General features: G+C 35.3%; 22 protein-coding genes. 7 read left to right on the top strand and 15 right to left on the bottom strand.

Going from position 1 to position 21,030, the window contains the following annotated elements:
* Positions 1-45 precede the first annotated feature (45 nt).
* Positions 46-1,773, top strand: coding sequence for a helix-turn-helix domain-containing protein (locus BMX49_RS07655; protein WP_034716252.1), 1,728 nt, complete (start codon positions 46-48; stop codon positions 1,771-1,773).
* A 150-nt stretch (positions 1,774-1,923) separates the two neighbouring features.
* Here the strand turns inward: BMX49_RS07655 and BMX49_RS07650 are convergent, their stop codons facing one another.
* From BMX49_RS07650 to amaB, 4 genes are all read right to left on the bottom strand, one after another.
* The gene (locus tag BMX49_RS07650) at positions 1,924-2,178 is read right to left on the bottom strand and encodes a DUF2007 domain-containing protein (protein WP_246005115.1); all 255 of its coding nucleotides are present in this window, start codon (positions 2,176-2,178) and stop codon (positions 1,924-1,926) included.
* Between the two features lie 111 nt (positions 2,179-2,289).
* A complete protein-coding gene (gene lat / locus BMX49_RS07645) occupies positions 2,290-3,624 on the bottom strand; it encodes an L-lysine 6-transaminase (protein WP_034716254.1) in 1,335 nt (444 codons plus the stop codon).
* 59 nt (positions 3,625-3,683) lie between these two features.
* Positions 3,684-3,977: a GIY-YIG nuclease family protein gene (locus BMX49_RS07640; protein WP_034716256.1), complete on the bottom strand. Its 294-nt coding sequence runs from the start codon at positions 3,975-3,977 to the stop codon at positions 3,684-3,686.
* Positions 3,978-4,032: 55 nt separating this feature from the next.
* On the bottom strand, positions 4,033-5,583 hold the full coding sequence (gene amaB / locus BMX49_RS07635; RefSeq protein WP_034716258.1) for an L-piperidine-6-carboxylate dehydrogenase: 1,551 nt from the start codon (positions 5,581-5,583) through the stop codon (positions 4,033-4,035).
* 214 nt (positions 5,584-5,797) lie between these two features.
* On the opposite strand from amaB, the gene BMX49_RS14705 reads away from it, so the two are divergent.
* From BMX49_RS14705 to BMX49_RS07625, 3 genes are all read left to right on the top strand, one after another.
* Positions 5,798-5,956 carry a hypothetical protein gene (locus BMX49_RS14705; RefSeq protein WP_170166233.1) on the top strand — a complete coding sequence of 53 codons (159 nt, stop codon included), beginning with the start codon at positions 5,798-5,800 and terminating at the stop codon, positions 5,954-5,956.
* A 371-nt stretch (positions 5,957-6,327) separates the two neighbouring features.
* Positions 6,328-8,376 carry a heavy metal translocating P-type ATPase gene (locus BMX49_RS07630; RefSeq protein WP_034716260.1) on the top strand — a complete coding sequence of 683 codons (2,049 nt, stop codon included), beginning with the start codon at positions 6,328-6,330 and terminating at the stop codon, positions 8,374-8,376.
* A gap of 52 nt (positions 8,377-8,428) precedes the next feature.
* On the top strand, positions 8,429-9,820 hold the full coding sequence (locus BMX49_RS07625; protein ID WP_034716261.1) for a DASH family cryptochrome: 1,392 nt from the start codon (positions 8,429-8,431) through the stop codon (positions 9,818-9,820).
* A 23-nt stretch (positions 9,821-9,843) separates the two neighbouring features.
* Here BMX49_RS07625 and BMX49_RS07620 read toward each other — a convergent pair whose 3' ends face one another.
* The 7 genes from BMX49_RS07620 to msrB all read right to left on the bottom strand — a co-directional run bounded on the left by BMX49_RS07620 (position 9,844) and on the right by msrB (position 14,472).
* A complete protein-coding gene (locus BMX49_RS07620) occupies positions 9,844-10,056 on the bottom strand; it encodes a hypervirulence associated TUDOR domain-containing protein (protein WP_034716263.1) in 213 nt (70 codons plus the stop codon).
* A gap of 36 nt (positions 10,057-10,092) precedes the next feature.
* On the bottom strand, positions 10,093-10,638 hold the full coding sequence (locus BMX49_RS07615) for a GNAT family N-acetyltransferase (RefSeq protein WP_034716265.1): 546 nt from the start codon (positions 10,636-10,638) through the stop codon (positions 10,093-10,095).
* 108 nt (positions 10,639-10,746) lie between these two features.
* Entirely contained in the window at positions 10,747-11,109 is a 363-nt protein-coding gene (locus BMX49_RS07610) for a nuclear transport factor 2 family protein (RefSeq protein WP_034716266.1), read from the bottom strand.
* Positions 11,110-11,127: 18 nt separating this feature from the next.
* Entirely contained in the window at positions 11,128-12,171 is a 1,044-nt protein-coding gene (locus BMX49_RS14905; RefSeq protein ID WP_034716269.1) for a bifunctional transcriptional activator/DNA repair enzyme AdaA, read from the bottom strand.
* A gap of 365 nt (positions 12,172-12,536) precedes the next feature.
* Complete coding sequence (locus BMX49_RS07600; protein WP_034716272.1) at positions 12,537-13,136, bottom strand: DUF2911 domain-containing protein; 600 nt, start codon at positions 13,134-13,136, stop codon at positions 12,537-12,539.
* A gap of 135 nt (positions 13,137-13,271) precedes the next feature.
* Positions 13,272-13,850: a fasciclin domain-containing protein gene (locus BMX49_RS07595; RefSeq protein WP_034716273.1), complete on the bottom strand. Its 579-nt coding sequence runs from the start codon at positions 13,848-13,850 to the stop codon at positions 13,272-13,274.
* An 85-nt stretch (positions 13,851-13,935) separates the two neighbouring features.
* Positions 13,936-14,472: a peptide-methionine (R)-S-oxide reductase MsrB gene (msrB, locus tag BMX49_RS07590; RefSeq protein WP_034716275.1), complete on the bottom strand. Its 537-nt coding sequence runs from the start codon at positions 14,470-14,472 to the stop codon at positions 13,936-13,938.
* A gap of 93 nt (positions 14,473-14,565) precedes the next feature.
* Here msrB and BMX49_RS07585 point away from each other — a divergent pair, with 93 nt between their 5' ends.
* Positions 14,566-15,141: an RNA polymerase sigma factor gene (locus BMX49_RS07585; protein WP_034716277.1), complete on the top strand. Its 576-nt coding sequence runs from the start codon at positions 14,566-14,568 to the stop codon at positions 15,139-15,141.
* 2 nt (positions 15,142-15,143) lie between these two features.
* Positions 15,144-15,920 (top strand): anti-sigma factor, encoded by a 777-nt coding sequence (locus BMX49_RS07580; RefSeq protein ID WP_034716279.1) that lies wholly within the window; start codon positions 15,144-15,146, stop codon positions 15,918-15,920.
* Between the two features lie 72 nt (positions 15,921-15,992).
* Here BMX49_RS07580 and BMX49_RS07575 read toward each other — a convergent pair whose 3' ends face one another.
* The 4 genes from BMX49_RS07575 to BMX49_RS07560 form a co-directional block, all read right to left on the bottom strand.
* Positions 15,993-16,538, bottom strand: coding sequence for a hypothetical protein (locus BMX49_RS07575; RefSeq protein WP_051803512.1), 546 nt, complete (start codon positions 16,536-16,538; stop codon positions 15,993-15,995).
* A gap of 253 nt (positions 16,539-16,791) precedes the next feature.
* On the bottom strand, positions 16,792-17,433 hold the full coding sequence (locus BMX49_RS07570; RefSeq protein WP_034717390.1) for an ABC transporter ATP-binding protein: 642 nt from the start codon (positions 17,431-17,433) through the stop codon (positions 16,792-16,794).
* Entirely contained in the window at positions 17,420-18,967 is a 1,548-nt protein-coding gene (locus BMX49_RS07565) for an ABC transporter permease/substrate-binding protein (protein ID WP_034716281.1), read from the bottom strand. The genes BMX49_RS07570 and BMX49_RS07565 overlap by 14 nt, the downstream gene beginning before the upstream one ends.
* Before the next feature lie 92 nt (positions 18,968-19,059).
* Complete coding sequence (locus tag BMX49_RS07560) at positions 19,060-19,773, bottom strand: YqjF family protein (protein ID WP_034716283.1); 714 nt, start codon at positions 19,771-19,773, stop codon at positions 19,060-19,062.
* A gap of 225 nt (positions 19,774-19,998) precedes the next feature.
* Here BMX49_RS07560 and BMX49_RS07555 point away from each other — a divergent pair, with 225 nt between their 5' ends.
* The gene (locus BMX49_RS07555; RefSeq protein WP_126337077.1) at positions 19,999-21,009 is read left to right on the top strand and encodes a hypothetical protein; all 1,011 of its coding nucleotides are present in this window, start codon (positions 19,999-20,001) and stop codon (positions 21,007-21,009) included.
* Positions 21,010-21,030 lie beyond the last annotated feature (21 nt).

Below are 21,030 nucleotides of genomic sequence, written 5' to 3'. Positions count from 1 at the left end.
AACAAAAATAACTTATCTCACTAATAATCATTTTATTAAGATTTCATGACTTTGAAATATCATTTCATTATTCTTTTTCTACTTTTCGTCAATCTTTTTACAAATTTTCACGCGCAAACCGTTGTTTACTCAGATTTAACCAATGAAGAAATTGAAAGAAAGATAGATGAGTACAGTAATACTGATCCCGCAAAGATGTGGGAACTGATTAATTTCTACATTAAAAAATCTAAAACAGATCAAAACAATGAAGCTCTATTTTACGCTTATCGATATGCCAGCATTGCAAGCCTTTATCCTTTAAATATTAAATACGCTGATAGCGCGCTGTTAATTAGTAAAAAGTCTGATACAAAAAAAATAATAGTTGAAGGCTACCTTAATCGTGGTAATATCAATATGTCTGAAGAGTTTTATGAAAAAGCGCTAGATGACATCTTGGTAGCTAATAAATTATCACAAGAATCCGGTAATATTTATATTTTTAATAAAACAATTTATATAATTGCTCAAAACAAAATTTATCTTGGGCAATATGATGATGCAAATAAAGAACTGGTAATCTGCCTGAAATTTTTTAAAGAAAATTTGCAAAACAAAAATTCTTTCGGAAAAAATTACGAAATGTATTACATCTACTCACTCATGAGTCTTATCGATTCTAATACAAAATTGGGTAAGTTCAAGGAAAATAAAACGCTTTTGACTGAGGCATTCGAGTATCTTGAAAAAAATAAACTTGATCAGTATGTTCCGTATTTTGTTTCGTCTGAAGGAACTAACGCGTATTATTCAAAAGATTATACAACCGCTATTTCAAAATTGTCTGAAGCAATTCGATTATACAATGATCAATGGCAACATAATACTGAAGTTTACTATTTAGGTCTTTCTTATTGGTATACCGGTAAAGAAAAATTAGCTGTTAAATACTTAGAGGAAATTGATAAACATTATAATAAAACAAAAAAACTCGATCCAAATTTTCGATCTGCCTACGAGATCCTAATTAAATATTATAAGTCTACGGGAAACACAAAGAAACAATTGGAATATATTGACAAACTGATGTTTCTTGACAAATCTTACGAAAAAAATTATAAATATCTCTACCAAAGGATTGTCAAAGAATACGACACCAAAAAATTAATTGCAGAGAAAAACGAAATTGAAAGTTCACTTCACACGCAAAGAATATTTTTTATAACGCTCGTAATAGTTCTTGCCTTTGCTTTTGTATTCTTTGCATTCCGAATTCATCAAGAAAAACAAAAATACAAAAAGAGATTTGACGAAATTCTTGCGCAACAAAAGACCGACGATGTCCCTGATGAAGAATTACTTTTAGATGCCAGTGATTATCAGCATCAACAGAAGTTCGATTATGATTTTTATAATAAAATTTCGGGGCTCAATCCTATTTTTGTCGAAAACATTTTAAAGCAACTAGAAATCTTTGAAAATGACAATAAATTTCTGGATCCACAGATCTCGCAAAAATCATTAAGTGAAGACTTGGGAACGAACTCGACGTATTTTTCAAAAATTATCAACACCTATAAAGGTAAAAATTTTGCGCTGTACATTAGCGATCTTCGGTTAGACTATATTATTGATCATTTGAAAACTGATGTAAAATACATTAATATGGATGTAAAAGAACTGGCTAACATTGCTGGATTTTCGAGTGCAGAAAATTTTTCAGATAACTTCCGTAGGAAGTTCGAGTTGAAACCCTCCGTATTTATTAAAATGATGAAGGACAAATTATAGAAAGAAGGTAGATTGAAATTAGGTCAAAGTTTTAATCATCAAATAATTTTTCATCTCACCAATAAGCCTTTCTCTTAATAAAAAAAATCGAAGCCACAAGTGACTTCGATTTCTGTAAAAAAGTAAAATTTAAAATATATGAACTCAGTTTTAGTTAGTACTTGGATTAAATTCAGTTTCTTTTAGCATCTTATCAATAACAGCAAATGCTTTTTTTTCGTCTGTCAGATTAACCATCACTTTTACTGTATTTGCAGTGGGTGTGGTGGTGAAGGACATGTAATTGTCGTTTAAAAAACTGGTTATTTTCTGTGCTTCTAATTTTGATTTTACCAGTTGTATTTCTGAAGGATTTTCACTTTCAAAAACCGCTACTCTCGTTTCTCTTTCCATAATTCTTTTCATTTTCGAATCTTAAAGCTACAAAAAAAAATTATATTTTCTTTAGTTACGACTAGAATATTTTAAGAATTTAAAAACTTTTTAAAGAAAAACCATTTGAATTCATTTCTATAATTACATCTTAGCAAGACAAACCTCAATCTTATCAAGCGCCATTTGAATTTCTTCAGTACTCACATTTAAATGCGGACGGAAGCGAATTGAACGATCTCCACAAGACAAAATAATAACATTTTCTTCGTACAATAATGCCTGCAAATGATCACGTTCTGGCCCAGTAGGTAAATCCATCGCACACATTAAACCTCGACCTCTTGGGTTTGTAATTATGTTGGGATATGTCTGTGCTAAACCTTGTAAGCCTAAAACTAAATACTCTCCCACAACTCTAGCATTTTCTACCAAGTTTTCTTGTTCAATGACTTCTAAAATTAATTGAAATCGCAAAATATCAATAAAGTTTCCACCAAAAGTAGAATTGATTCTGGAGCTTTCTCTAAAGACGTTGTTTGGAATTTCATCAAATTTTTCTTTGTTAGCTAATACTCCACAAACCTGTGCTTTTTTACCAAAAGAAATAATATCTGGCTGTACACTGAAATGTTCGAAAGCCCACATTTTTCCTGTTAGACCAATACCAGTCTGTACTTCATCAAATATCAGAAGAACTTCATTCTCATCGCATATATTTCTTAAACCCACGAAAAACTCATCACGGAAATGATTGTCGCCACCCTCTGCCTGAATCGGTTCGATAATGATGCACGCCACTTTATTCGGATTGGAAAGAATCGCTTCGGTAATATTTAAAAGCGCTAAATTTTCATGTTTAATCGTTTCTTCTAAATTCTCTTCAGTAATCGGGAAATTTAGATGAGGATTTAAAATTCTAGGCCAATCGAATTTGGGAAAATACTGATATTTTCTAGGATCAGAAGTATTGGTTAAACTCAATGTATAACCACTTCTACCATGGAACGCTTGCTTGAAATGGATACAAATCCCAGCTTCTAAATCAAGTCCTTTTTCAAAGTTCTTTCTGGTTTTCCAGTCAAAACAGGCTTTCATGGCGTTTTCTACACCCATTGTTCCACCTTCAATAAAGAAACAATATTGTAATTCTTTGGGAATAGCAACTCTTTCGAAAACGGTCATGAAATCTGCGAATTCCTGCGAATAAACGTCAGCTAAAGTCGGTTTATTTACCGCCATTTTTCCAAGCCAGGCGGATCTCTCCATTAAATAAGGATGATTATAACCGATGGACGCCGAAGCGAACATCGAAAACATATCGAGGTAATTTTTTCCGGTAATTCGGTCATGAATCCAGGAACCGTGTGACTTATCAAAATCCATTACGAAATCGAAACCGTCAGCAAGCATGTGTCTTGATAGCGTTTCTTTTACCGTATTGGTCGGTTCTGGATGAGATGCAATTGCGTTATTCATATTTTTTAGTTTTATAATTACTTTTAATTTTTGTCAGGCTGAGCTTGTCGAAGCCTTCATTATATTTTCATTTTATTCTTAGATAATTCTGGTAATAAATTCCAATCTCCACGTATTATCGCCTCTTTTTTTTTTCTGCTCCAACCCTTTACTTGCTTTTCAAATGAAATCGCCAGATTAACATCTATAAATTCAGAAGAAAACACCAACTCGACAGGTCTTGTGTTATATGTATAACATGTAGGGTTTATTCCATCATTATGTTCATCAACTCTTCTTAACAAATCGTTAGTAATTCCTGTATAATAAGAATTGTCAGAACATTTTAATATGTATACATAGTAGATAATCATTTGTGAAAAAGTCTTCGACAAGCTCAGACTGACAATTTTACAAACTTTTTATTTTTTACAAATCAAATTTAATTCCTTGCGCTAAAGGCAAACTATCAGTATAATTAATGGTATTCGTTTGTCTTCTCATATAGTATTTCCAGACATCGGAACCGGATTCTCTGCCTCCCCCAGTTTCTTTTTCACCACCGAATGCACCACCGATTTCCGCCCCAGAAGTCCCGATATTCACATTCGCGATTCCACAATCAGAACCAAGTTGAGAAAGGAACAATTCCGCCTGACGCATATCTGTGGTCATAATCGCAGAACTTAAACCTTGAGGAACATTGTTCTGCATAGCGATTGCTTCGTCCAGAGTTTTGTATTTCATTATATAAAGGATCGGTGCAAAAGTTTCATGCTGCACAATTTCGTACGAATTTTCAACCTCTGCGATACATGGTTTTACGTAGCAACCGGAGTCGAAATTTTCACCTTCCAAAACTCCGCCTTCAACAACGAATTTTCCGCCTTCTTTTTTACATTTTTCGATGGAATCCAAATATTGCTCAACAGCTTGTTTGTCAATCAAAGGGCCAACATGATTATTTTCATCTAAAGGATTCCCGATTTTAATTTGTCCGTAGGCTTTTACCAAACGATTCTTCACTTCTTCAAAAATAGATTCGTGAATAATCAATCTTCGTGTTGACGTACATCTTTGTCCGGCAGTTCCAACTGCGCCAAATACTGCTCCGATAATGGACATATTCAAATCCGCATTTTCTGTAAAAATAATCGCATTATTTCCGCCTAATTCCAAAATCGATTTACCGAATCTTTTAGCCACATTAGTTCCCACCAATCTTCCAACTTTGGTAGAACCTGTGAAAGAAATCAAAGCAACATTTTTATCGTTGACCATTCGATCTCCAATGGTGTAATCGCCAACAATCATGGTCGAAATTCCTTCTGGAAGATTGTTTTCTTTTAAAACTTCAATAATAATGTTTTGACAAGCAATTCCACAAAGGGGTGCTTTTTCTGAAGGCTTCCAGATGGTCACGTTTCCGCAAATCCAGGCAAGTGCTGTATTCCACGACCAAACTGCAACTGGGAAATTGAAAGCGGATATAATTCCTACAATCCCAAGCGGATGATATTGTTCGTACATGCGATGTCCAGGTCTTTCAGAATGCATGGTGTACCCATGAAGTTGTCTGGATAAGCCGACTGCAAAATCGCAGATATCGATCATTTCCTGAACTTCACCTAAACCTTCTTGCAAAGATTTCCCCATTTCGTAGGAGACCAATTTTCCTAAATCATCTTTATATTCTCGTAATTTCAAACCGAACTGACGAACCAATTCACCTCTTTTGGGAGCTGGTATTTGGCGAAATTCTAGATAAGCACTTTTCGCAGTGTCAATGACTTGATCGTAATCACTTGCATTGGCTGTTTGTACTGTTGCGATGAGTTTTCCATCTGTGGGTGAATAGCTCTCAAGTAAATCACCGCTGGCAAAATATTTCCCGCCTGAGGAGACGCCTTTATTTTCTTTTGTAATTCCTAAGTTAGCAAGGGATTTTTCGATTCCAAAATCCTGAATTTTTTGGGACATAATATTATTTTGAATTGACCTTAAAGATAGTAAAATTGCTGAAATCAGAAAAATTTTAACTTAGTTTAATTGAATTTTAAAGGATTTTAAGAAATAGAAAACAATATTGTAAATGCGATGAATAGCATAAAAAGTGATTCTAATTATCGATATGATTTTTACCCTTAAATTTTATTAGCTGATTTAATAATCTTAATTTTGAGAAAAGTTCATCATGGAAAATTTACAACCAGAAGATCAAAATTCAAAGTTTAAGAAATGGTTCAAGCGCGTCGGAATCGGCGGCCTTATCTTTTTCACTGTAAAAGGAATTGCGTGGCTTTTTATTTTCTATTTTGGTGCAGAAATGTTTCAGGACTGCAGCGCGAAATAAACCAAATTTGATTTCCAGCCTTCCTTATTCCCATAAAACAAAGCTCTAGAAATATCATTGCATCTGCGTCTAGATTTCTGTCATCTAATTTTTTTTCTTCCACCTATTTCGAAAGTAATGGTAAATCCTTACGTTTACTTAAGTTACCTACAACGAAAAATTTCCAATTGTCAGTTCTCATCTTTTCGTGTGAACTTAGATGAAAACTTAACAATCAATAGTCATCAACTGATTTTCGTTAAAACTAATTATCTTTAATGCAGACTTTAATTTAAAGGCTAGCCAACTTTTAAGAAGCGTGGTATTAAATTTGACCACCAAATCGTTGAAAAAAAAAGATAAAAATCATTAACACGACTACCCAATAATAAATGGAACATCAACATATTTATAACGCGCAGGGAAAAAGAATCTGTTGTACCGAAGAAGAAAAAATCTACACCAACGCCGGCGCTGAAGAATTAATAAAGAAAAATAAATCTCACGCTGATGCGGGAACAGATCTTCACGACCACGACCATGGCGATCACGACGGACATGATCACGATACTATGGAAGGCAGTAAGCTGAAAATATTTTTACCAAGTATTATTTCTTTTACATTATTGATGGTCGCTCTTTATTTCGACTATTTGCTGAAACCTGATTGGTTTAAAGACTGGATCAGAATCGGTTGGTATGCAATCGCGTATCTTCCCGTGGGACTTCCTGTTTTAAAAGAAGCCTTTGTAAGCATCAAACAAGGAGCTTTCTTCTCCGAGTTTTTTCTGATGGGAATTGCAACGGTTGGTGCCTTTGGAATTGGCGAATATCCAGAAGGGGTCGCGGTAATGTTATTTTATTCTGTGGGCGAAGTCTTTCAAACCATCGCGGTATCTCGCGCGAAAGCAAATATCAAAAGTTTATTAGATCAGCGACCCGATGAAGTTACGGTTCTTCGGGACAATAAACCAGAAATTAGAAAAGCCGAAACTGTACAAATCGGTGAAATTATTCAATTAAAATCTGGGGAAAAATTAGGTTTAGACGGTGAACTTCTTTCTGAGAACGCCTCATTTAATACGGCAGCGTTAACGGGCGAAAGTAAACCTGACACTAAGACAAAAGGAGAAATAGTTTTGGCAGGAATGATCAATTTGAACACCCTCGCTCAAATCAAAGTAACCACCGCATTTACCGATAGTAAATTGAGTAAAATTTTGGAAATGGTTCAAAACGCAACTTCTCAAAAAGCACCGACAGAACTCTTCATTCGCAAATTCGCCAAAGTTTATACTCCTATCGTGGTTTATCTGGCCATCGCGATTACCCTTGTTCCTTACTTTTTCGTGGCAGAATACATTTTCGCCGACTGGCTTTATCGCGCGCTGGTATTTCTGGTCATTTCCTGTCCGTGTGCTTTGGTCATCAGTATTCCGCTTGGATATTTCGGCGGAATCGGCGCTGCGAGTAAAAATGGAATTTTATTTAAAGGAAGTAATTTTTTAGATGTTATCGCCAACATTCAAAACGTAGTGATGGACAAAACGGGAACCATGACCGAAGGTGTTTTTAAAGTTCAGGAAGTTATCTTTAATAATGATTTTAACCAGAGCGAAATTCTGGAAATGGTCAACGCTTTGGAGAGTAAAAGTACCCATCCGATTGCGACTGCAATTCATGAATATGTGGGTGAAGTAAACACGCAACTACAATTAGATGATGTGGAAGAAATTGCCGGACATGGCTTGAAAGCGACCATTAATGGAAAGAATTTATTAGTTGGTAATTTAAAATTAATGGATCAGTTCGGAATCTCTTATGATCCAGAGGTTACCAAAATTGTTTACACCCTAATTGCCATTTCGTACGATGAAAAATTTGTAGGTTATTTAACGGTAGCAGACCGCATTAAAGAAGATGCAAAATTGACCATCGAGAAATTAAAAAGTCTGGGAATAAAAACCACCATGTTGAGCGGCGATAAAAACGCCGTGGTTCAATATGTTGCCCAAGAACTGGGAATTCAGAATGCTTTTGGAGATCTGCTTCCAGAAGATAAAGTAAAAAAATTACAGGAAATAAAAGCCAAAAATCAAACGGTAGCTTTTGTTGGTGATGGTGTAAATGATGCGCCCGTAGTTGCCTTGAGTGATGTTGGGATTGCGATGGGTGGCCTCGGCAGTGATGCTACCGTGGAAACTGCGGATGTGGTGATTCAGGATGACATGCCGAGCAAAATCCCAATGGCCATCAACATTGGGAAGCAAACAAAAAAGATTGTGTGGCAAAACATCACCTTGGCATTCGTGGTGAAAGCGGCAGTTTTAATTTTGGGCGCTGGTGGCTTAGCAACCATGTGGGAAGCTGTTTTCGCAGATGTTGGGGTCGCCTTATTGGCGATTTTAAATGCGGTTCGGATTCAGAGAATGAAGTTTTAAAAGATATTTTAGTCACAACATTTGTTTAGCTTTAATAATAAATGACCACAAAATGAAAAGAGGTTTAGTTTGGTTTAAAAATGATCTCCGATTACAAGACAACGAAGCTCTTTTTGTTGCCACCAAAGATTGCGATGAGCTTGTTTTTTGCTACAGCATCGAACAATCGCTTTTTGAAAATATAGACCTGGGATTTAGAAAAGCAGATATTAACCGATTTAAATTTCTAGAACAATCAATAACTGATCTACAGCATAATTTAGAAAATCTGGGTGGACATTTAGTGATTGGGTCAGAATCTTCGCTGCAACTGTTGCCAAAATTAATAGAAGATTTTGAGATTACTGAAATCTACGCGGAAGAAGAATACGCAAGTGAGGAATTGTCATTAATCAATCAGCTTAAAAACTTACTGCCAGCCATCAATTACCATTTATTCTGGGGAAAAACTCTTTATCACAAACGAGATATTCCTTTTGATATTGCGAATATTCCTTTAACAAGTAAAGCGTATAGAATCCCAGCTGGGCAAGAAGCGGAACCCCGACGAACCTTTCCTGTCCCTCAAAATTTAAAAAGTTGCAAGCATGCAAAAAGCACTAAATTTCCCTCTTACAGCAATTACGGATTTACGAAGAAAGAATATAATGAAGCATCGCCTTTTCTTGAAGGTGGAGAAACTTTAGCTTTAGAAAGATTACAATATTACACATTCAAATCTGAACTTTTAACGGGCTATCGCTGGTCCAGAAATAAATCTGAAGGTTTGGATTACAGTTCTAAGTTTTCGCCCTACCTGGCTCTAGGATGTATCTCTCCTCGAACTATTTTTGAGGTCGTCAAGGAATATGAACAGCTTATTAAAAAAAATCAAAGTACGTGGTGGTTGATTTTTGAATTGGTTTGGCGGGATTATTTTACGTTTAAAGGGATGCGATTTGGCGATGAAATTTTTAAAACCAAAGGGTATAAAGATAAAGAAGTAGACTTTGAAAATGATCCAGCGAAATTTAAGAGATGGTGCAATGGAACTACTGGAATTCCTTTTATAGATGCACATATGAGGCAATTAAATGAAACCGGATACATGAGTAATCGCGGACGAGTGAACTGCGCCAGTTATTTTGTGTATGATTTAAAAATAGACTGGACTTGGGGCGCGGCCTATTTTGAAAGTAAGTTAATCGATTATGACGTTAGTTCAAATTGGATGAACTGGCACATGCAGGCATTTGAAATTTATTACACAAATCCCGTTCACCAATCTAACAAATACAATTCGCAGGATTACATTAGAAAATGGATTCCAGAATTGCAAAATAAAAATAATATTGAAGTTTTAATTCCGTGGGAGTTCGATATTACCGAATATCCAAAACCAGTTGAAATTTATCAAAAATGGACGCGGGCGATTAATCTGATTCAAAAGTTGGAGAAAGATTAAAAAGTAAATCTTAAAAGGCGTTCTTAATCTGCGCGTTCAATTTCAGTTGCACTTTTCAAAACTTTGTCACCATCTTCTTGCGCGATGTAATAAGCCTTGTTTTCTGGTGTAGCCTTTCGGGTAATTTCTGATCCTTTGATGAATTTTGTAATATCTTCAGTAAAGACTTCATTCACTTTTCCTTTGGCTGTGCCGCTTCCCCACTTCCATTGTACAACTGTTCCTACTTTAATCATCAGTTTTAATTTTGGTGAATTTTAATTAAAAAAATACTAATGTAAATTCTGCTTTAATTTCCAGTCTTCTTCTTTGATCTGAAAAACAACGTTCATTTTTGACGGTTCTCCAAAATAGGCGACTTCTTCTTCACCTATATTTTTTGCACCCAGTTTCGTCATCGCTTTTACTGACCGGATATTGTCTTTTCCGACATGAAAAATAACCTGATCCACAAATTGAAAAATATAATCCAGCATCATTTTTTTAACACTTGCATTGATATTTTTCCCCCAGGATTTGGTGCCATAAAAAGTATATCCAATTAAGACACTTTTATCATTTTCATTAAAATCGTAGAATCTGGTACTTCCTAAAACCTCGTCCGAGTTTTTATCAACAACTAAAAAAGCTCCTTTACTTTCGATCGCGCCGGTGAAGAAATTTTGAAAAACTTCTCGTTTGTATCTTTCTTTATTGGGATGCATCGACCAAACTTCTGGATCTGAGGCAACCTTATAAAGTCGCTCGAAATCGCTTTCCTGTAAGGGAACTAATTTGATATTTTCATTTTCTAAAGCTAGCTGGATAGAGAAATTCATTGGTGTTGTTTTTTCAAAGATAAAATAAGTTTCAGTTTCTATTAATATATAATTTGAAAATTAGGCATTTCGAATTTTGCAGAGTTAGCAGCAAAGCCTAGACAGAAATCAACCGTGATAGACCCTTGAAAAAACAATTTTACCATTCTTAATTTCTAGAACTTCACCGATTTCCATATCATTTTCACCTTCCACTTTTCGGGTATATTCCATAAAAACCTGTTCAGAATCGGCGGTTAGTTTACTGACTTGATATTGTAACGTCGGCAATCGGTCAAAACAATCTTGCCACCAATTTCTCAGTGCCTCTTTTCCTTTTATTAAACCGTTTGTCTCAGGCTCACGAACTTTTAATTTTGGACTGAAATGTTCTGTTTGGTCATCGTACAATTTTAGCAAACTTTCTAAATCATGTTCGTTAAAGGCTTTGAACCAAAGTCGGGCTATATTTTTTAAATCTGCTGGATTCATAAAAGTAAATTAATAATTTTAAAAAAGAATGGCTTTCTCCAATTCTAACAGTTTTTGTTTGCGCCAAATTCCGCCGCCGTAACCGGTTAATGTTCCGTTGCTACCAATCACTCGGTGACACGGAATGAGAATCGAAATCTTATTCATTCCGTTGGCATTTGCAACAGCGCGCACTTTTTTCGCATCGCCTAAAACTTCAGATTGCTTGCGATACGTCCAGGTTTCACCATAAGGAATTTTGAGTAAGACATTCCAGACACTTTTTTGAAAATCTGTTCCAACTGGTGAAAGTGGAACCGTAAATTCCGTTCTGTTACCTTCGAAATATTCTGAAAGTTCTTTTTCTAAAGTTTGAAAATGAGGATTTTCACCTTGAACGATTGTTGCATTTAATGATTTTGCTAAATCTGTAAATTCGTTTTCGAGCATTTTGCGATCAGTGAATTCCAGCATGCAAATTCCTTCTTCAACTGCAGCGGCGTACATCGTTCCAATCGGCGTTTCGATTCTTTTTAAATCAATTATTCTTTGAGTTTTCGAATTTTTTGGCGAAACACCAAAAATCGATTTGAAACTTTCATTAAAACCACTTAAGCTTTCGAATCCGCTTTCGTAAGCAGTTTCCATAATGTTTTCTCCTTGTTGTATTTTCTTAAATGCAGTATTCAATCTGAACATTCTTTGAAATGCTTGGAAGGTCAGGCCGTGGTTTTTCTGAAACCATCTTCTCACGTTCGCTGGTTCTACTCCACGCTCCACCAAACCAACATCTGTGAATTTTAAAGACGAATCTTCGCGAAGCTCTTCTAAAATTTTTTGAATATAATCGGGAGTTTCGTTTGGGTTTTCTAAGGGTTTACAAACTTTACAAGGTCGATATCCTTTTAAGATTGCGTCTTTTGCCGACTGGAAAAATTCTACATTTTCGGGTTTAGGTTTGCGTGCGGTGCAAGTTGGTCGGCAAAATATTCCGGTCGTTTTCACACCCATCCAAAAAACTCCTTCAAAATCAGGATTTTTATCGAATGAAGCTTGATACATAATGTCGGCTGAAAGTTGCATGTTGTAAATTTAAAGTAAAAATAGGTGACGGAAAATTATTCTGCAACCGAAAAATTGACAAGTATTTTAATTAGATGAAAGACCGCTTCGCTGAAAGATGAAAGATGAAAGATACATTTGGATTGTGAATGGTGAATGGTGAATGGTGAATGGTGAATGGTGAATTTAAGAAAACAACTATTTTATACAGTAAGATTGGTTGAAGAAATTTGAAAACAAATTTTGATAATTATTCCGGAGCTTGCGTCCCGGCTTGAACGGAAATCCTTTTTTGCCTCAAAAAAGATTGGGAGTGGAAGACGGATTAAGACGCCCCAATAAAAATTATGATCACAAAAAAAAGTGAACCAAAGTCCACTTTCAAATTATTTTTTAGGGGCAGCATCTTTTTCAATCTGCTTAATTTCATTGAGTTTATCGATGATTTTAGTGACTACCTCTGGTTTGGCTTCTTTTACCGGAATTACTACTTTGGTCATATCCCATTTGATAATAATTTCGGCAGAATGAATATCCATAGGATTTACAGCGACTTCAAACCACTCTTGCTTTTCGCCTAATTTTTGAACGGGAACCATGACTTCTGCAATGTTTAGCTTTTCATCATACGTATAAGCGCCCCACTGATTCGCATCTTTGTTTAGAATCACCTTCCATTCTTTTTCCATCGGAACAACGAATAAACCATAAGTTCCCGCCATCACGTCTTTTCCACCAAAATTCACATTTTGTTCAAAAGTAATTTTCGTGGCCGAATTTGCTCCGGCACGCCAAACTTTTCCATAAGGAACGAGTTCCCCAAAAACCTTTCTTCCCTTCACGCCCGGACGGCTGTAATCAACAGAGATTTTAGTCATCGAGAATTGCTGTTCTACTTTCTGACGCGGACTAGCGATTGGAACATTATACTGAGAGAATCCCAAAAAGGACCAGGATAAAAGTGCAGTAAAGAGTATTTTTTTCATATCAATTAATTTTAGATATTAATAAAGTGGTTTTTTAGAAGGACTAAAGATATAAAAATTAACGAATTAACGTATAAATAAAAAGCCACCCAAACCGAAGTTTAAGTGGCTACCATTAAAAATAAAACTATGAAACTATGGCATTAAAACCGTGTCGATCACATGAATTACGCCATTTGATTGGTTAACGTCTGCAATGGTAATTTGGGCTGAATTATTTTTTGCATCCGTAACGTATAACTTTTGACCTTTCATCCAGAAAGTTAATTCTTCTCCCTGAACTGTTTTGGCCATGTATTTTCCACCATCCTTTTTGATCCAATTCATCAGATCCATTCCTGAAATTCTGCCTGGAACAACGTGGTAGGTAAGAATATTGGTAAGCATCGCTTTGTTTTCTGGCATTACCAGCGTTCCTACCGTTCCTGCCGGTAATTTATCAAAGGCTGCATTGGTTGGAGCAAAAACCGTGAAAGGTCCTTTGCTTTGTAAAGTTTCTACCAGTCCAGCGGCTTTTACAGCGGCTACTAAAGTAGTATGGTCTTTTGAATTCATCGCATTTTCTACGATATTTTTAGTCGGGTACATTGCTGCTCCGCCAACCATTACTGTTTTTTCTTGAGCCATGTTGTTCATCGGTGCACAAGATTGTGTTGCAAAACCAAAAGCTAAGGTTAGCGCTAAGGCTGCTGTGGTAATTTTTGAATAGTTCATCTTTTAAATTGTTTAATGTTATATAATAGATTTGTGTTAATATCATCTACGAGCGCAAACTCGATTTGGATTTATTTTATTTAAATTATTTTGAATTTTTTGCTAGGGGTTCAAATTCAAGTGAAATGGAGTTCATACAATATCTCTTTTTATTTGCGGTCGGACCATCATCAAATAAATGTCCTAAATGAGCGTCGCATCTGCCACATCGAACTTCGGTTCTGACCATATTATAGGAGACATCTTTTTTATAAATCACCGATTTTGGACGAATGGTCTGGAAAAAACTTGGCCATCCGCAAGTACTGGCGAACTTTGCATCAGATTTGAAAAGGGCATTTCCACACGCTCCACAGTAATAAGTTCCTAAACCATCGAATTTATTGTACTTTCCGGTGTTCGCCATTTCAGTTTCGTTTAAGCGCGAAACCATATAAAGATTGTCGTTCAAAACTTTTTTCCATTCTGAATTCTTTACTTTTAAAATCTTAGTTTCGGTTCTGGAATAAAAAGGATTGACGATGTTTTTACCATTCACCTTCTGAATTTTCTGCGCATTCATATTTTGAAAACCCAAAGTTCCTAAGAGAAAGACTGCTGATATTTTGATTAAATGTTTCATATTATTAATGATTATAATGGCATATACGGAGAACTTCAGATTTTGGTTTTATATCTTAAATAAAAAAACTACTTTTGAGGACGAATAAAACAATTGATTAAAGAAACCCTTTCACCAGATCAAATTTTGTCTTTACTATTAAGTAGAGATGAAAAAGGGTTTAATTATTTGTACAAAAATTATTCGGGTGCACTCTATGGAGTCATCATCAGAATCGTTCGGTATGAGGTAGAAGCCAATGAGGTTTTGCAGGATGTATTTGTAAAAATCTGGAATTCTGTAAAAAGTTTCGATGCTACAAAAGCTTCATTATACACTTGGATGCTGAACATCGCAAGAAATTCGGCGATCGATCGCTTAAAATCAAAATCTTTTCAAAACGATTTACAAAACCAAAGCATTCCCGATTTCGTAAGTGATGGTATAGGACTTTCTACGGAACAGTCTCATGAATTTAACGAAGTGCAGAACCGAGTGAATACGTTGCGAGATGATTATAAAGTAATTATTAACAAAGCCTATTTCGGAGGGCTAACCCAAGAAGAAATCGCTGAGGAATTACAAATTCCACTCGGCACCGTAAAAACAAGAACCAGAGCTGCATTAATAGAATTGAGAGAAATTTTAAAGGAATTTAAATTTATCTTTTTATTTTTTTTATTTAAATAAAAGTGGATATAAAAACTTACATATCATCAGGCGTCATCGAAGCTTACGTAACGGGGAATATTTCTCCGGAGGAATCTTCGATCTTGGAATGTGTGATGAAAAATAATGCCGAAGTAATGCAAGCAGTTTTTGAAGTACAGCAGATTTTCGAACAATTGGCAACCAGCCAAGCGATTTCACCGCCGGTTCATTTGAAAGATGAGATTTTGAAAAAAATAGATTTCAATAGAACAGTGGAAGGGACAGGAAGAATAGTTCCATTAAAATTGGAAAAAGCTAATAAGGAAAATAACTTCTCAATGCCCATTTGGATGAAAGCAGCCTCGGTCGCTGTATTATTTGGCTTGGGATATATGGGTTATGAAGTAGGATCGAAAAGTGCGGAGTTAGAGAAGATTGCAAAAAACAATACCGAACTTTCAACTAAAGTTTCAAATTTGGAAGAAATGAATTCTATCATCATGAATTCAAAAAGAATAGAATTAAAAGGTGTTGAAAGCCATCCTGAAATGTTAGCTGATGTGTATTGGCATACTTCTAAGAAAGTTTTTTTAGAAATGAAAAACTTACCGGCTGCACCAAGTGGTAAACAATATCAACTTTGGGCAATTGTAGATGGTAAACCAGTAGATATGGGAATGTATTCTGCAAAAGCTGATTCTACGGTTCAAGAAATGAAGTCGGTTGACAATGCACAAGCCTTCGCGGTTACTTTGGAAAAAGAGGGCGGAAATTCAACCCCAACTATGGAAGAAATGTATGTGATGGGCACAATCTAATACCAAAAAATTACATAAGAAAATCCGTCTCGAATTATCGAGACGGATTTTCTATTTATAACTTGAATCTGATTATCTAGTGTATGTACTAGAATCATCAGTGTACCATCTGTCGTAAGTTGAACGCGCATCATTCTCATTTTTAGGTTTGTAACCCATGTAAATTCCGCCATCTTTGATATCATCTCTGTATCTTGTTGCTTCTTCTTCTGGAACTCCCATTCCTGTCAAAGCTCCGATCAATCCACCTGTTGCTGCTCCAGCTCCAGCTCCTACAAGTCCGGCTGCTAATGGTCCAGCAATAATTAATCCTAAACCTGGTAATAAGACATTAGAACCAATTGCGGCAATTGCACCTACAACAGCACCAATACCTCCACCGATAAGCGAACCTGTTCCTGCATTGTCAGCAACTTTATCTCCTAAGGCAGTGTCGTGATCAGCATTTTTCACAAAGTGAGTGTCTCTTGTATTATCAGACATCATTACGTTAATTTCATGCTCTGTGTATCCTTGATCTCTCAATTCGTTGTAAGCTCTATCTGCATCATCTCTCGTTCTAAAAACTTTTGACACGTAATCTGGTCTGTACTCTGGTCTGTAACTTTGATTTTCCATAATAGTAAAATTTTAATGTTAATTTTTTATTAAACTGAGAAATTCAATTAAAATGCCACAATGACTATTAACGTAAAACTTTAACAAACATTAAGAATTTTATAAAATTAAAGGCTCTTTTAATTTATATTCGTACTATTATGCTAATATTCTGCAATTCAACGATTTCACGAAGTCTTAAATAGAATTTGAATTATATGAAAGTTCCGAGCTTTAAAATGAGCAGCCTCGTCGTAAATACTTTAATAAAAAATTACAACTGTAAAATGTTTGTTCCTAAAATCTCAGCTTCTTCTTTCGAGTGCGTGACCATTACAAAAGTAGTTTTCAATTTCTGATGAATCTCTTTTACCAATATTTGCAATTTGTCACGCGTTTCACTGTCCAGGGCCGAAAAAGGTTCGTCCATTAACACAATCTTCGGGTCATGGGCGATGGCGCGAATGATCCCAACTCTTTGCTTTTGTCCACCACTTATTTCGTCTGGGAACTTTTGAAGCAAATCTTCCTTTAATCCGACCAACGGAAGTAATTCCTGAATTTTCTCCAGGCAAAAATCATTCGATTTATTTAGTAATTTTAAACAGTAAATCATGTTCTGATACACGGTAAGATGCGGAAATAATGAGTTTCCCTGCAGTACATAACCCATTTCTAATCTTTTCTGAATTAAATTATCTTTCGATAAAATCTCTCCCTCAATTTTCACCAATCCTTTTTGAGGAATAATTAAACCGTTAATGATTCGCAATAAAGTTGATTTCCCACTTCCACTTTCTCCCAAAATACAAGTGAAACTTCCTTTTTCAAAATCGGTTGAAAAATTTTGGAAGATCGGTTGAGCGCCGTAATTAAAATTAATCTGTTCGACTGAAATAATCTTATTTTCTTTCATCTTCATTTTTTAAATTGTTCAAGAAATTTTTCGCGACTTCGGCAGGACTTTTTTTCTCCACCTCGACAGCGTAATTTAATTCCTGCATTTTTTCGGTCGAAATTTTATCTTTTAAATTAAATAGCAATTTTTCAATTTCAGGATGTTTTTCTAAAATCTCTTGTCGCGCAACAATTCCCGCCTCATAGCTTGGAAAATAATTTTTATCGTCCTTTAAAACTTTTAAATTTAAATTTTTGATTTGAGCATCAGTTGTGAAAACATCAACTGCGTCAATTTTACCTTGTTCAAAAGCTTGGTAGCGAAGGTTAATGTCCATCTCTTCTAATTTTTTAAACTGAAAGGGATACTTTTCTTTCAAGCCGGGAAAAGCATCACTTCTTTCAAAAAAATCGAATTCGGCACCGAAAGTAAAGTCTGAACATTTTTCTGCAAGTTCAGAATAGGTTGAAATCTGAGTATGACTTTTAGAGATTGCTAAGCCATACGTATTATTGAATCCGAGTAAACCCAGCCACTTCAATTTAAATTTTTCCTGATAAATGGTATTTAAATTTTCAAATTTAATTTGATTGTTTGGTGGTAATTTTTCTTCTAAAACATTGAGCCACGCTGTGCCTGTATATTCAACATAAATATCTAAATCCCCCGAAATCATGGCGGGATGAATATTTGTAGTTCCACCGCCAATTCCAAATTTCCGAACGACTATGATATCGGTATTATCCTCAATCGTTTGAGCAATGATTTCACCTAATATAAATTGTTCACTGGTGGGTTTTGAGGCGACCACAAGGGAATCTGAATTTTTTGAATTTAAAGGATTCAGGTAAATTACGGCTGCAATCGATAATATTAGAACGACGATGCTCGGAAATATAATCCTATTTCTCTGACGTTTTGTAGCGTTTCTAGAAATTACTCTTAACAGACTTTCATCCTTTTCAAATTGGCCAATCCACTGATCACCTAAAATTGCAAAGAGCGAAATCCCTAGTGAACCTGTGACAATTAAACCCGTATTCATGGTATTTAATCCGCGGAAAATTGCTTGCCCAAGTCCTCCTGCACCAATCAAAGCAGCCAAACCTGTTAATGAAACGATCATAACGACGGTTATTCTTAAGCCAGATAAAATGGAAGGTAAAGCCAGCGGAAAATAAATGTTTTTGAAAACCTGTATCGGAGTTGAACCTAAACCTTGAGCGGCCTCCACCAACTGAGTAGGAACTTCTTTCAAACCACTGAAAGCACTTCTGACAATAGGAAGTAATCCATAAATAATTAAAACAATTAAAGCGTTTTTTAATCCAATTCCAACGAGCGGAATTAGTAAACCAAACATCGCAATGGAAGGAATCGTGTAGAGAAAATTGATGAGCGGCAGAATTATTTTTCGGCTTTTTGACGAATAAAAAACAAAAATGCCAATGAGAATTCCAAGGAAAGTCACTGCCAGAAGTGAACCCAAGGAAAGCAGCAGATGTTCTGCTAAAAGTTGTAGGTAATAAAGGCGTCGCTCCCAAAAATCCATTTAAATATTTTGATACAAGGTAAATATTAAAATTTTTGCAGGCAATATCAATCTGCTGATAAAAAATCCGTTAAAGACTCGCCTTCTTTTAATTACAACTTGATATTACGTTTGTCTTCAATGCTTATTTTGGAACCTACCGCGAGAAATACTGAAGCGGGTTTTAAATCTTTAATGAAAGCGAATTCTTTCCCATAGACTTCTTCAAAATGAATCTCAGAAGTGTTTCTAGTCACTTCATATTGCTGCCATCTTGGATGCGTTACCTGATATTCGATCGTTTCAGTTTCGCTCACTTTATTATAGCCGAAATAATGTTCCGTAATAAATTCAGCTTCGGAACCAACTTCGATTGGAATTGAGTTTTTATCCGTTTCCACATTAATGGTGTTCCACTTATCATTGACTTTCCATTGGTAAATAAACTCCCGCGAATCATCATTAACTTTCAAAGTATGTTTCATCGGATAAGTCTCATAATGTTCATTGTAGAAAGTATTTGCGACAAATGAAATCGCGAACTTGGGGACAATTTCACTGATGAAAACGGCACCTCTTTTCCAGGCTCCATTTTCAAAACGTCTTACGTAAAATCTCAAATTGACTTCTTCAAAATCGGTATGAAACGGAATTTTCAGTCCTAAAACCTTTACGTTTTCAAACAGAAATCCAATAAAACTGATGTAGCATTTACCCTCAAAAAAATCAAGTACAGTTCCAGGCGGAACATATTCTTCCAAAATTTTTGGATCGATTACGTAGTTGATCATGGCTAAATTATTCCATTCGGCGGTAAGAAAACTCATATTGTTGTGCTCTAAAATTATACGTAAAATTAGACATTAAAAACCCTTCAAACGCCTAAAAGCATTGAAGGTTTCTATCTCTATTAAATTTTAAAAAAAATTCCTTCTCCTTTAAAGCAGAAGGTTTGAAAAAATTGTAACCATTTCAATTTTAGCGACCGATTGACATTTATTTGCGGTATTTCAATAACTTGTAATTTCAAATGAGGAAAAAAAATAAATATAATGATGAAATTTAAAAGACTATTTCTCCTATTGACGTTTACGGCTTTAATGATAAGTTGTAAAAAGGATGAAAACTTGAAATCTAAAACGACAGCTACAACGAAAATTAACGTCAATTTTCAAGAGAAACTTCCAACCAAAAAATCAGATAGTCTTACGCTATTTACAGTCACTCTGTATCAACGAAACGACCTGATGGATGCCTTCATTTCAGTTTCAGATCTCTATACCGATTCCCTTTCAATTCCGGCTGACATTATAAAAAATCAGAAAAAAATGTCATTTGAGAAGTTGAGACATTTTGATCTTGATGATAATTATCGAAAGAAAATGTTGAACGCGTTGCAACTTACTGAAAACGACTCTGTTTACATATATAATTATGATTTAAATAAACTGACGACAATTTCCATCAACAAATTAAAGTCTGTCGCCTATCTGACGCCGTATGCCAGTGAAGGAGAAGACATTTACGAATACTATTACATGCTCGGATTCCAACTCGAAGCTCAGAAAAAATGGGAAGATATCTTTGAAAAAAACAATCACACGGTTGCCTCTTTCGGTCGTGAAAATCCATTTATTGAAAATGAAATGGTCCCAATACATTGGAAAATAATAAAACCAAATGATTACACCAATAAAATTTTCAGTAATTCAAAGCTCATCAAAGGAAATATATACGAGTTTAGAAATAATAAACTGACCTACTATCTTCAAGATTATAAGGCTGAAGAAGCCATCACTAGGCGACAATTAATGGTTGTCGACCATGATAAAAACATTGTCTTTGAAAAGACCTATTTGAATGATGGCGAGGGCCAAGAATTTACCGCTATCAGTGGCTTGGAAACAGAAGACGGCTTCAATTCGCAATGGACCGGCAGTCTTTTCAAAAATAAACCGCCGATCATCTTCGGATTTACGTCGGAATCTTTTGGATGTTCATCAGTCGCATTTATGGATAAAACGTCGCCTGAAATTTATATTAATTGCGATAATCGTCATTAATCGGTTTTGGTGACCAATAAT

Source organism: Kaistella antarctica (genome assembly GCF_900109615.1).
GTDB classification, from domain to species: Bacteria; Bacteroidota; Bacteroidia; order Flavobacteriales; family Weeksellaceae; genus Kaistella; species Kaistella antarctica.
Note: the sequence above shows the minus strand (reverse complement) of the source record. Positions and strands in the feature narration are given on the sequence as shown.